The organism is Candidatus Marimicrobium litorale, from assembly GCF_026262645.1.
Taxonomy (GTDB): domain Bacteria; phylum Pseudomonadota; class Gammaproteobacteria; order Pseudomonadales; family Halieaceae; genus Marimicrobium; species Marimicrobium litorale.
Window position 1 is genome coordinate 3067974 of the sequence record NZ_SHNO01000001.1, and the last position, 12731, is coordinate 3080704.

Here is a 12731-nt window from a genome sequence, read left to right on the forward strand (position 1 = left end):
GGTTTGGAAAAGCGACTGATGCCAACGCAATAATGTTAATTATTGCCCGTGCACTAAGAGACACGTTAAGCCGCTGTTCCAGCGGCTTCAATGGTGCTTTCGGCCTAAACGGAAGCTTAGCCATTTTTTACTGCCCATCTCTTGTGGTCTGGTCATAGCGCAGCCCGTCAGTGCGGTCGTGAAATACCAAACCATGTTTCTCGTAAAAACGTGGCAATATGCGTACAGTATCAGCGGTAGCGCGAATCAGAGGTACCGTTTCAAGTGGCAAAATATGTCAAGTTAATAGGGTGCTTGGCGCTGGGTCTGCATTGCAGCGTGGCAATGACCCAGCTCTCCGGAGAGGAATACGAGCCAACCCCGGAACACATCGATGCGACGTTTGGAGAAGAAGACGCCGCACGGCTTGCTGCGGGGTTTTCTGACAGGATGGTTGCCGGGAGTGGCACGAGTAGTTTGGCGGGCATGACAGACGCTGCAGACCTTGTAGTGCGAGGCTTGGTTCTCGCTCAGGAATATCGCTACGATGTTCATGGTGTTCCATCCACGCACACGACTTTTCTTGTGGCTGAAGCACTCAAGGGCGATCACCTCAACACCGAGGTTACACTGGTGCAGCCGGGTGGTCCTGCTCAGAATAACGCCGATAAAATTATGATGTCCTCCCACGCACACTACTTCAACGTCGGCGAAGAGGACGTGCTGTTTCTGGAGACGGACCCGGAAAATACGTCGCCGTTTCGGCGCCTATCGGTGATGTCACGCTACCGTATTCTCGAGGAAAAGCTTTACAGCGACGATGGCCGCGGTGTGATTTTGGTGCCATTGCAAAGCGGTGATGATTATCGCATAGGGCATGGTAGGAGCCGTAACCCCGATTCGCGTTTCAACACTATCGAAATAGGCACGCGGCGATTCAATAAAGCGTCTGGCCAGATTCGCCTGAGAGACCCGCAACTGCGCAGAGCCGGCGTCGGTAAAACAAGCGTTGATGATGCGGCTCAAGAGGCGGTGCAAGTAGACGTGTTCGTTGATCGTGTTAAAAACCCGGGGAGTCGCAGACAGTGAATACGCGATTGAAAGTACCCCTGCTCCTGATATCGCTGTTTGCGCTGGATGCTCAGGCCTATAACTATATTACCTGTCAGAATGGCTTGACCCTGGATTTTAATGGCGGTGATATGACGTTTAATTACGGTGATAATCTCTCCGCTGATGAAAAAGTGGCTCTTTCGCTCGCATTCCAGCGCCTCACAGATTTTTCAGACGCTACGATTACCACTGTGGACAATGGCGATGATAGCTATTTCTCCGGTAATGACGAAAACGAAATTTATCTCGACAGTGCCGTATCCACGGCGACATGCACCTACTGGTTTTTCTCCAGTACCTGCGAGGTTGCTGAGGCGGATATGCAGTTTGGGAATCAGCCCTGGACGACCAGTGACGATTCCGGCCATTACCCCTTTAGTGGAGGGTCGCGCTCCTTGACCGGCACCGCGGTACATGAGGGAGGGCACTGTGTCGGAATGGCGCACAGCAGCGACAGTTACAATATGATGGGCGCTGATTTCAGCCACGTCACGCGCAATGGCACCGCCGCCTATTATGGCCCGGGGGAGGATTTGTCTGATGGATTGATTGACCTGCATGGCAAGCGTTCCGGCGGCCTCGATTCCTTCCGTGACGTGGGCATTACTGTGATGCGCTATACGGGTGCCAGTGGGGAATACAGCGTGCATGGCTTTGGTGCAGTACGTGGTTTCTATGGCGCTGCAAGGCCGGTGGTCGGATCGTATGTCGGGCAACCGATGTACCGCGTCGGTGCCGGCGCCTCGGTCCAGATAGAGATTACTCTGGAAAATAATGGCGAGGCGGACACGGAAACGCCTAACATCGGCCTCTACCTTTCAGACAACGATATCATCAGCAGCAGTGACGAGTTTCTGGGGCAAGTACCGTCCAGCCTGGGTCGCGACAACGCGCTGGAAATAACACTTGGGGCAATTATTCCCGCCAGTACCGCACCGGGAAACTATTTCCTTGGAGCCTATATTGACCATGACAATCTTATTTCGGAGACCACAGTCGCCAATAATGTGGCTTACTATCCAGTGTCCATCGTGTCGGCCGCACCCACGCTGATCACGGAAGTGGCGTCCGGGATTACAGCGACGGGCGCAACACTGAACGCGACGATTAATCCTAACGGGGAGCTATCGGACCTTGTGTTTGACTACGGCGTGACGGTGGACTATGGCAGCAGCGCTGCCTTTGGAACCGTGGGTAGCGGCTCTACGGCGGTGGTCGCGGGAGAACCAGTGACCGGACTGACCTGTGAAACCACCTATTACTTTCGGCCCCGGGGCGACAGTGTCGCGGGAACAGTTCTCGGGCTTGAAGGGTCCTTTGTGACCGCGGTCTGCCCTCCCGGCTGTGACTGATCGATAGCTTCCCCCCCCGCGCTCCCACCACTGCAAACCCCTGCAGTGTTGCAGGGCATAGTCAGCCATTCAGAATGTACCGACAGACTCGTCCGGGAATGGCAAGGCTGTGCTATCGGCCTGGGTTCATGGTGAATATCCAACGTTCAGGCAAACTGTAAAATGACTCTATTCGCTCGCATTCGCGCTTTTCTGGACAGGCATATCGATTACCCTGCAGCGCTGGCGGGTGCTGTGGTGCTTGGTAGCCTCGTCTTTGTTATTAACTACGGTCATGGCTGGAACCAGGCTTTGGTCGCAGCGGCGAAGCAGACAACCTATACATTTTTCGCGGGGGGCGCTTTGGTGAGGCTCAACGAGCGTCTCGCCCTATCGATAAACCCCGCCGCTGCGGGAGTCATTATGGGAGCCGCTGTATTCCACACTGCCGACATTAACCCCGGTGGTGCCTGGGTTTGTTTTTCTTGGCGTGCGCGCCCGCTACAAGGCCGGGTCGGTGGGGGATTAAAGAGGCGCTTGATGGTCGTGATAATTGTGGCGCGAGAGGCGTTGTCATGGTCCGCCCGCTCCTTTGTCTTTCCTTCTCCGGCGGATGAACGCGATTAGCAGCAGTCCTGCCAGCCCTGCCGCGCTGATAGACAGCGAGGTAATCTGCAGCTCAGCCACGTAAGGCTCGCGCAGTGCTTCAAGCAGACCCTTAATACCGTCATGCAGAAACAGGTAAAGCAATGCGAGCTGACCGTTGTAGCTGCGTTTTGCATCAAACCACATCAGAAACAGGCCCACTGCAAACGAGCCCACCATAAATAACAGATTGAGTGGCAGCACCGGGTGGCTGTCATGGCTTGGGTCAGCTAGCGCACCGGCCTGGTATTGCACGTACCACGCCATGCTCCCTTTGGGGAAGCTGATACAGTAGCCCGCGTCACACTGGATTCCAGTGCAGCAGCCGTTCAGGAAACAGCTGATACGCACCAGCGCAAACGAGAAACACACCGTGATGGCCAGCACATCCAGGAAGCGTGTCATGGGCAGCTTCGGCAGGATAAGCCGTTTCAGGAATGGGCCCAGCAAAACAATGGCTAGAGCTGCGCCCGGATAGCGCAAGCCGCCTCTGAGTTCCTGGGACAGTGGACGTACATCCCAGCCTCGGGTGTACAGCGAAAACAGTTTTGCTCCCAGAAGCGCGATTATCGCGATCGCTACCATCAGCACGATAGCTCGCCATACGCGCACGCCATCCAGACGAAGATACAAAGTGAAAAAAGCGATACCAAACAGCGCCACGGGTAGGATGGTCGCTCTCAGCCAGTCCAGTCCGAATAGGCCCTCGGGGTACATAGGTTTGCCCTCTAGTTTCGCTTTTTCGGTGTCTGCCCGTTGTGCTGGTGCGAGATTGGGCAATTAACCACGCAAGTATGACATTGTGGAAGAGCGCTGTCGGTGAGGGAAGGTTTTTTTACAACTTTGTGGCGTTCATGCATGAGCCACGATAACTGCGACTGCAAGTGATATTCCTGAAAAACAAAAGCCCCGCCTGAAACAGGCGGGGTTGGAAGGTAGACCAATGCTGAGGCCGAAGTCTGCTGTCCGGGTCTAGGGGCCGGGGTTAGAGCAAAATTGACCGCCACAAGCAATGGTGACGCAAGCGGCGCCACACGTTGGATTATTATTCGAGGGCGTCTGATCCGGATTAGCGATGAGGATACAGTTGTCGGTGGCATCGGGGATACCGTCACCATCGGTATCGGTGAGGTCCGCTGCTTCACACGCATCACCAACACCGTTGTCGTCGGTATCGGTCTGGTCGCTGTTCGACACGGATGGACAGTTATCCAACGCGTTGAGCTCGCCATCTTCATCCCGGTCGATACCCAGCCGTGTGCCAGAACCCGGTGGTACACAGGTATAGGTCAGCGGGCCCTCTGAGTTTGCCAGGGTGCGTATTTGCGCATCAGAGAAAAATTCATCAGTATCGGTACGGAATTGCCCGTTGGCGAGTCTCACGGCGCCGCGTTCCTCCCCACCTACGCTACCCTTAACGATCAGGTCACATTCGGGCACGTTGCCGCCGAGCATCAGCGAGTTGTAGTCCGTGTCTGCTCGCTGAATCATCAGGTCGACGCGCGGTCCTGCCACGGCAGCATTGGTGGAGGTCAGCGTGATCTGCTGGCCTACGATAGGTGCCAGATCGGTGGGGAACTCCATGGAGTACTGTTCGAGCTGGTTTTCCGCGGAGTTACTGGTAGAGAAAGGTCCGTTCTTGAGAAAGTTTTTAACGGTATCGATTGAGCCATCGTGCAGATAACCATAACCGCGGATCTGGTCGCCTGGCTCTCGGAACATGCCCACCTTCGTATAGACGTTGCGCATGTGGGCAACCTTCATTTGCTGCGGAGTGCCTTCGAAGGTCTTGCCGCCGCCGGTGCCGAAGAAACCGTCGCTGGCGTCCAGTCTGTGACAGCCCTCACAAGTGGCCACTGTGTCTGTGATGCCGTTGAAGAACAGGTTGGGCCCGCTGGCGGCGCCGGCTGAAAATGAGTGGTCTAAGGGGCGGTGCGGATTAGGGGGTAAAAGGATGTCCAGCGCGAAATCCCGGAAAGCCTCCATCTGCATCACGGAGATGGTGCCCTCCTTGCCCACCAGGCCTTCAAACGCCTCGATGAAATTGAGGAATCCGAACTCTTCCGAACAAGCGGCTGGGTTCGTGTTAACGGGTGCATCGCCACCCGGACAATCGTCCAGCCCAAAGACGCCATCAACCTTGTCACCGCGCCAGTGCAGCGATCCATGGGTGGCCATTCCGCGAAGGGTCTGAGTGGTCATGGGGCCTTTCTGGGGGTGGAAGGTGTTTTGGTTGCCCGTAGGAATAAAGACCTGTTGTGGCTGGGTGTTGGTCGTCACACTCCCGTCTGGGTTCCCCAGGTTCCATGCCAGATTATCGTTGTCGCCGAAGATATGGCAGCTGGCACAAGAAGCCTCCCCGTTGCCCGAGGTGAGTTGTGCGTCGTAAAGGATCGGACGCCCGTCTATGACGTGCTGGGGCTCCGGGTTGTGCAGCGGGTGCACCTCGGTAGTGGCATTGCTGGTCAGGTCGATAACTTCCACCTGGTTGTCGAAGCGAGTGAGCACGTAGAGACGGTTATGGTTTTCGTCCAGAGCGAGGCCGCCCGGTCCACCGCCGGTATCAATATAGTTGGCACTCTCGGCCATTGGGTCGAAATTGCTCTCGAAGTTCGGGTCTTCGATATCGCTGGCATTGAACACGCCAATCTTGCCTGAACCGTAAGCCGCCATGTACACCTTATCGCCAGCGGCGTTGACCACGACCTGCAAGGGCGTGGCAAGCGAATGCGGCTTATAGCTGTCAATCGTTGCACTGGTCGTAGCATTGTGGTCAGTGTGCAGCAAGCCGTAGTCGATATGTTGGTTGAGGTGTTGCGGATCGACGCCTGCGCCGCTCAATACAGTGATGCGGGTTTCGGAGAGGTGACCCTGTACCGTTGATCCTCCATGGTCGCCCGGGCCCTCAAAACGAATATGGTTGGGTGATTCCGTGTTGGTGACATAGACGGCGCCGGTGGCCGGGTTCACGACCATGTTGAAGTTGATCGTTCCTACATGATCGAATGTGTCAACGGGTGCCAGTGTATTGGCATCGAAGGAAAAGACATCGTGGTCAGGCAGATCGAAAGGAACCAAGGCGCTCCAGTCTTTGGGGTTAGCGTTTCCGTTCGTGGCCGCTGCGTTGCCCGCGTCCAGCCACTGGCCGCCATTCGCGTCGGTGAATTTGACGATAACGCCAGTTTCAGGCGCATTGACGCCGTCGGCATTTTGTCGGGGGCCGGGCACGCCGCCGCCTGAACAGCCACTGGCGTTGTCGAACCCATTACAAACGAGGGTCTCGGGAATGGTAGTCGTCTGGTTGCCAGAGTGAAACGAGGCTACGTATACGGTGGTGCGATCCAGCGTCACCGCGAGCGCGCGCGGAGTATCCGCAAAAAATGTCTTGATGTCTATTGGGGTGCCGCCCAACCCCGCGCCTGTGTCGAACGCATTGAATACCCAGACATCAGCTCTTCCGACGCCAGCGGTGGCAATTTGCGGATCAAATCCCTCGGCAATCATCTCCTGGCCTCGATGGGCAGTGGTGATAAAGGCACGATCTATGTCGCCGTAGCCAGCGAACACAATATCGCGAGGCTCGTCGCCTACGAGCAGCGTGCGCACAACCTTGGCAGGGCTCGCCGATAAATCAACAATGCTGACACTGTCAGAAAGATGGTTGACGACCCACACCTCATTGTTATTGCGCGCGGCCACGGATACCGGCTCCATGCCCACGGGGATGGAATCCACATGAGTAAGGCCCGCGGCAGTGACGCTAAAAACTTCTAATTGGTTATCTGGTGTGTTGACGGCAAGCAAAGTGGAGCCGTCCGGCGTCAGTGCCATGGGTCGAACATAACCGCTCTCGAAGGCGATAAAAGAAGGTGATTGCGCCTGAGTTGCGATCGCTGCAGTGAGCAGGGACAGCAGACCGAAAAAGGTGAGAGTACGAGTAGCGATGCGGGCCCATGCGCCATCGAAGTGTCTGATACTAGCCATCTTGAGTAGTCCTCTTGTTATGTTCGCTCGACAGCTAGTTCCATTAGCAAAACCGGCAACACCGGCAGTTCCGAGAATCTCAATATACTACAAACTTTTGTGATGGAAGCCAATGTATCGGACTGCCGCGTTCGGCTTAGGTTCATAAATTTGAACCCAATCACAGCGCTGCGGCCACTTACTGCGTATGACAGTCGGTTACATGAGGAGTTCGTTAACAAGGCGTCCCGAATGGACGATCTTTGAAAAAAGTAAGTGTATGTAATATATGAAGAAAATAGCTCATGCCGCGGAATTAGTCGCCTTTTTGCAAACGGATACCCCGCTCACCGCACGCGTTCTCTGGCCGTCTTGCGCAGTCGGTGCTCGGGTATGCAGGATCCTGAACGGTTAATCCTAAAAGTGCATAAACATCTGAATTATACGGATAAAACACTGTCCAGAATGGCATCGATTCCCTGCGGGAAGCGGAGACCTGCCCCTGCTAGCGATGGCTATGCCAGGAGCGGTGCAAACCGATCGAGATAGTCCCGGAACAGCTCACTCTCCCGGGCCCGTGTCAGTGCGAACAGGTCGGCGCAATAATCGTGCTTGCCGTGCAGGTCCCGGGGGCGTTTTACCAGGTAGTCTCTCATGCGCGATTCCGCTTCGCCGCTCAGTGGCATATCGAAATAGTGGTAAATGCCCCTGACACTGTCTATAGGGTCGTCGCAAATGCTCGCAAAGCTGATATCGAGAAACTGGCCGCGATCGAGTTGTCTGCGCTGTTGCATGCCCATGTTCAGTTGTTTTGCGAAGTGCTGCATTTCATGCGCTGCCACCGCTTTCGGATTCACGGTATCGCTGAAGCCCCCGCGCAGGTTGGTGGCCAGACTCGATAAAGAGGCAATTGCGTCAATAGGCTGTCGGTGAGTCCATACAATATTGGCGTCCGGATACTGTGCGAGCAGATAGCGCAGGTAGGCCAGATGAGAGGGGGTTTTCAGCACCCAGTGCTCACCGCGGTAATCGGCTTGCATGTGTTGCAGGAATTGTGCGTGCCAGCGATAGGCGTCGGTCATGTCCCGGTCTAATATCCAGGCGCGGTATTGGGGTATATCGAACATGTAACCAAACTGCTCGCTGGCGAACTGCGAGGCGAAAATATAGACGCATTCCTGCGGCAGTTGCGCGCCGATGGCATGTATAGCCTGAAAGCCGGGGGACAATTTCTCGGCCAGCCCCATAAAGCGGTCGACAGACCGGATGCGTTCGTCGGTGTTATAGGTTCCTCGCAGTGCAGGAGGAATCGGTTTTGCCACCTCCCAGCTCGCCGGATAGCGCATGGCAGGATCCTGGGCGATCAATTCGAACAGGATAGTCGTCCCCGTGCGCGGCAGCCCCACGATGAATAGAGGCTTGTTGATGGTTTGCGTCAGTATCTTGGGGTGTTGCCTGCGATACTCGACCAGGTTCAGTCGGACACAGAGGTTCTCCATCAGGTTGAAGTGTGCGCCGAGTCTCCCGACCTGCGATAACTTGGCGTGGTCTTGTAGCTCTCTGGTCAGTCTTTCAAGCCCCTCCCGGTAATTTTCATCGCCGAAATCCCGCAGCCCGGTGCGCCACTGTGCGCGATGGATGAGTCTTGTTGCATCCAGTGTCGGCACACTGAGCCCCGTGCGTCCCAGCCCTCGGGCCATGTGGTTGAAGAGTGAGATATAAGCCGGCTGATTCTGGTCTGGAGGCACGGGATTGGTCTAAGCTAAATAAGCGTCGCGGGGACCGATACTTGGCACGTTTGTACCTCGCTAAGTTGCGGTGATGGTGCCTGGGAATGGATCATGGCTTGGCTGCCAGATGGCGACAGCATAGCATTAAAAACAACAGCGTTGGCGCTCTTGTGATTTTTGGCAGCTTGTTTATGGTGTTGATCGCACGGCGTTAAGTTTTTAACTGATCAGTAAACATAGTCGACTGAGAGACGAGTGATGAGCGCGAATAAATTACTTTTGTTGGTGTATATGGTGCTGATGGCACCGATAGTGATAGCGGAGTCGGCTTATGAGCTGCATGGATTGAGCTCTCGCATGACTTTCAGTGCCGCGCTGGAACAGGCCAAGGCACTGGGTGGTGCCTGTGAGGTGCAAACAGTCCGCAAGGGAGAATCGATACAGGCCCGCTGCGATTACTTGGTTTGCCGCGGCTCCGGCGAGGGCGAGGGTTGCCCCGATGGGCAAGATAGCACAGCACCGGACCTGTTCGGCGAACCCGTGTCTTCGATATGGATGGACGCGGAGGATGACAACGCCATGGTCAAGCGGATAGCGCTGGTTATCGATGGCGATATTAATGCAGTGGAACAACACTTCCGGGAGAAGCACGGCAAGCCTTTCAACGACACCTCATTGTTGGAGCACAGTTGGACCAATGAGGTGAGGATTCATTGGGCTTCGGGCTCGGATAATCTGGGTCTGCAGAGGTTGCGCAGTTCGATCACGCTATTCACCAATCCGGAGCCTGCAGATATTGGCTCCGGCTCCCCCTGACAAGCGCGCATCTTTTTTGACGACGATACCTGTGAGTCTGTCGATCGCAAAATCTTTAGTGAACTGTACGTCGGTGGCGAGTCGGCGATAAGTCCAGCCATCGCGCCGCTTCAATGAGGCCGCTTGAACTGGCGGGCAGCGTGCGCAGACAATTATTGACTATGCCTCGTAATCTGGCGCATTGCTGATCCAGACGGATTGATACGGCGAGATCACGACCTCACTGTCATCAGGAGTGTAGTGATCACCGCTGATCAGGTCTGACCACTCTTGTGTGCTGATGAGGTTGATGTCCGAAAGGGCCACGGAGTGTTCCCGGGGTGTGACGTTGTTGATGCAGAATATGCTTTGCCTGCGATCGACACTTTGTCTCCAGAAACCGAAAAGCGACGCTCCCAGGTGAAGAGTGAACTGCGTAGCGTTAGGGTGAAACGCAGCTTGCCTCTGTCGGATAGCGAGCAGCGCCTTGATAGCAGCAAAAACCCGCGCGTGATTGCTGGTTGCATCGCCAAGGAGCGATACAAGATTGTCATAATTCCATTGATGCCGGTTGATGGCTCGGTAGCTTCCAGTGTTGTCTGCGCGCTCATAATCGTTGCGGGTGCCCAGCAGGCTGTGAATGTAAATGCCCGGAATCCCCTCCAGTGCGAGCATGATTGCATGCGCACAGATAAAGCGTTCGACCCCCAGCTCGTCCTCGCCGCGGGTCGTGCCACGCAGGGCATCGAACAGGGAGATATTGATCTCATAGGGCTTACGCCCGCCGTCATCCAGCGTGCGATAAGACACGTGCCCACCAAAGGCCTGCATTGTATCTATCAAGGTATCGAGTTCAGTATTGGATAACAGCCCTTCCGCCGGTCGCAGACCGATGCCATCGTGAGAGGCAATGAAATTGAAATACGTTGTCCCGTTCTGCGCCGGGGGCATGCTCATCATCCACTGCTTGAGGTAGGTGCAATCCCCTGTGACGAGGCTGTTTACCAGCAGTGGCGGTAGCGAAAAGTTATAAATACAGTGGGCTTCGTTGGCGTTGCCGAAATAGGACAGATTCTCCCGATTGGGTATGTTGGTCTCCGTGATCAGCAAGGTGTCTGGCGCCGTGTGCTCAAGCAGTGTGCGCAAGAGTCTGACAATTTCGTGTGTTTCTTCGAGATTGAGACAGCTGCCGCCCGGTACTTTCCAGAGGAAGGCGATGGCATCCAGGCGGAATATTTTCACGCCAGCCTTCAGGTATTGGTGAATGATGGACACAAATTGTTTAAGTACCTCCGGATTGCGGAAGTCAAGGTCCACCTGATCGTGCCCGAAAGTGCACCAGACGTGCTGTGGGCCCTGCGCTGTCATCACCTCTCGGAGTAGAGGTGTGGTGCGGGGTCTGACAACTGCGCTCAAGTCTTGTTCAGGATTGACAGTAAAAAAATAATCTTTGCCGGGGGATGTGCTGCGTAAAAAATTCTCGAACCAGATGCTGCGGCTGGAGCAATGGTTGATGACCAGGTCCGCCATTAGGTCGTAGCTGCTGGCAATTGCTCCGATATCATTCCAGTCGCCCAGTGCGTCATTGACGCTGGAGTAATCGATGATGGCAAAGCCGTCGTCGGAGCTCCAAGGGTAAAAAGGGAGTATATGTACCCCGCTCAGCAAACCTGCAGTGTGATCGTCAAGAAAGTGTCGCAGGGTGACCAGCGGTTTTTCGTTGTCGTTTTGCAGGCTGTCACCGTAGGTAATGAGGATGGCATCCCTCTGGCTCCAGTGGTTAATGTGCTGGAAGGCTCCTGCCCCCTCCGGGCTTGCTCCGATCGATTCGATCAGGGCTTGTGCGAGTCCCTCGAGGTCTGCACCCAGCGGATTCTCATGGTATATCGCACTAATATGGTGCTCCACCCGCTCCAGCAATTGTTCGGACAAAGGCGACATGGGGCGTTTACCCGTCTGAAAATTCAGCGTGGTCTGCATCGACGGCATTGCTCAGGCGTTCCAGCACATCGGGCATGGCGCTGATAACGCGCGACCAACTGGGTATAAATGGCCGTTCCATCGGGCGATCGAGGAATGCTTCTCCCGCCTTCATGATATTTTCCGCAAACAGTTCAACCGCCTGCTCCTCGGAGTGAATATCCAGTGTCAGGCCATTCATGACGGCATCATTGTTATAGGTTTCTACAAAATCCAGTGCAATGCGATAGTACGTTGCCTTGAGTGAGCGGAATGTTTCGAGGTTGAATGTAACGCCTCGAGTTGCCAGTTTGCGGAACAGGGCTTTCGAAATATCAATAGACATCTTGGACAGGCCACCGCTGTCATCATCCGCCGATAACGTCTGGTGCTTGTGGTCATAAGCATCGGCGATATCGACTTGGCATAGGCGGTTATTTGAATAATTGCGGTACATCTCTGACAGCACGCCGATTTCCAGCCCCCAGTCGCTGGGTATCAGGATGTCGGTCAACACATCGCGTCGAAAAGAGAACTCACCAGCGAGCGGATAGCGAAAGCTGTCCATGTATTCGAGATACTCCATATCCCCTAATATTTTTTTCAGTGCGCGCAGTAGTGGGGTCACTAGAAGGCGGCTGACCCGGCCGTTGATTTTGCCGTCAGCCACACGTGAGTAATAGCCTTTGCAAAACTCGTAGTTAAATCGCGGGTTGGCGACCGGGTAAATAAGTCGTGCCAACAGGGAGCGGTCGTAGGTCAGGATGTCACAGTCATGCAGGGCGACTGACTCTACGCGATTAGTAGCAAGAGTATAGCCCATGCAGTACCAGACATTGCGACCTTTACCCAACTCCTTCGGTGCTACACCTTGTGCCTGCAGCTCTTCATCCAGCGCCTTAAGTCGGGGCCCGTCATGCCACAGCACATGATGATCCTGCGGCAGGCGGGAGAAAAATCTGAGTGACTCCCGGTATTGTGATTCGTCAGCGCGGTCGAGCCCGACGATGATTTCGGTGAGGTAGGGCACCAGGGTTAATTCATCCACAATGTGCGGGAGCGCGTCGCCTTCCAGTTCCGAAAACAGCGATGGCAGGATAAGCGCCATGGGGCGGCGGGCGGAGAATTCGGTTAGCTCCTGCTCCATCTCCCGTAGCGATCTTCCAGACAAGTTGTGCAGTGTTGTGATAATGCCGTTCTGGTGGAAATCACCCAT

The 12731-nt window shown here is 55.1% G+C and carries 9 protein-coding genes; 4 read left to right on the forward strand and 5 right to left on the reverse strand.

Annotation, left to right across the window (positions count from 1 at the left end; genetic code table 11):
• Window positions 1–264: 264 nt before the first annotated feature.
• The 3 genes from EYC82_RS13920 to EYC82_RS13930 all read left to right on the forward strand — a co-directional run bounded on the left by EYC82_RS13920 (window position 265) and on the right by EYC82_RS13930 (window position 3050).
• Window positions 265–1068: a hypothetical protein gene (locus EYC82_RS13920; protein WP_279250146.1), complete on the forward strand. Its 804-nt coding sequence runs from the start codon at window positions 265–267 to the stop codon at window positions 1066–1068.
• Window positions 1065–2444, forward strand: coding sequence for a CARDB domain-containing protein (locus EYC82_RS13925; RefSeq protein WP_279250147.1), 1380 nt, complete (start codon window positions 1065–1067; stop codon window positions 2442–2444). Before EYC82_RS13920 ends, EYC82_RS13925 begins: the two co-directional genes overlap by 4 nt.
• A 162-nt stretch (window positions 2445–2606) precedes the next feature.
• Entirely contained in the window at window positions 2607–3050 is a 444-nt protein-coding gene (locus EYC82_RS13930) for a hypothetical protein (RefSeq protein ID WP_279250148.1), read from the forward strand.
• Here the strand turns inward: EYC82_RS13930 and EYC82_RS13935 are convergent.
• The 3 genes from EYC82_RS13935 to EYC82_RS13945 form a co-directional block, all read right to left on the reverse strand.
• On the reverse strand, window positions 2997–3848 hold the full coding sequence (locus tag EYC82_RS13935) for a prolipoprotein diacylglyceryl transferase family protein (RefSeq protein ID WP_279250149.1): 852 nt from the start codon (window positions 3846–3848) through the stop codon (window positions 2997–2999). The genes EYC82_RS13930 and EYC82_RS13935 overlap by 54 nt on opposite strands.
• Before the next feature lie 192 nt (window positions 3849–4040).
• Complete coding sequence (locus tag EYC82_RS13940) at window positions 4041–7052, reverse strand: thrombospondin type 3 repeat-containing protein (protein ID WP_279250150.1); 3012 nt, start codon at window positions 7050–7052, stop codon at window positions 4041–4043.
• Window positions 7053–7546: 494 nt separating this feature from the next.
• Entirely contained in the window at window positions 7547–8779 is a 1233-nt protein-coding gene (locus tag EYC82_RS13945; RefSeq protein ID WP_279250151.1) for a sulfotransferase family protein, read from the reverse strand.
• A gap of 240 nt (window positions 8780–9019) precedes the next feature.
• Here EYC82_RS13945 and EYC82_RS13950 point away from each other — a divergent pair, with 240 nt between their 5' ends.
• On the forward strand, window positions 9020–9577 hold the full coding sequence (locus EYC82_RS13950) for a hypothetical protein (RefSeq protein WP_279250152.1): 558 nt from the start codon (window positions 9020–9022) through the stop codon (window positions 9575–9577).
• A 159-nt stretch (window positions 9578–9736) separates the two neighbouring features.
• Here the strand turns inward: EYC82_RS13950 and EYC82_RS13955 are convergent, their stop codons facing one another.
• Window positions 9737–11497 (reverse strand): sugar phosphorylase, encoded by a 1761-nt coding sequence (locus EYC82_RS13955; protein ID WP_479723002.1) that lies wholly within the window; start codon window positions 11495–11497, stop codon window positions 9737–9739.
• Between the two features lie 7 nt (window positions 11498–11504).
• Window positions 11505–12731, reverse strand: a complete 1227-nt coding sequence (locus EYC82_RS13960) for a glycosyltransferase family protein (protein WP_279250153.1) — start codon at window positions 12729–12731, stop codon at window positions 11505–11507.

Coding starts and splice junctions, on each gene's coding strand:
- EYC82_RS13930 (WP_279250148.1), top strand. CDS start 2,607: ATGACTCTATTCGCTCGCATTCGCGCTTTTCTGGACAGGCATATCGAT.
- EYC82_RS13940 (WP_279250150.1), bottom strand. CDS start 7,052: ATGGCTAGTATCAGACACTTCGATGGCGCATGGGCCCGCATCGCTACT.
- EYC82_RS13950 (WP_279250152.1), top strand. CDS start 9,020: ATGAGCGCGAATAAATTACTTTTGTTGGTGTATATGGTGCTGATGGCA.
- EYC82_RS13955 (WP_479723002.1), bottom strand. CDS start 11,497: ATGTCGCCTTTGTCCGAACAATTGCTGGAGCGGGTGGAGCACCATATT.
- EYC82_RS13960 (WP_279250153.1), bottom strand. CDS start 12,731: ATGGGTGATTTCCACCAGAACGGCATTATCACAACACTGCACAACTTG.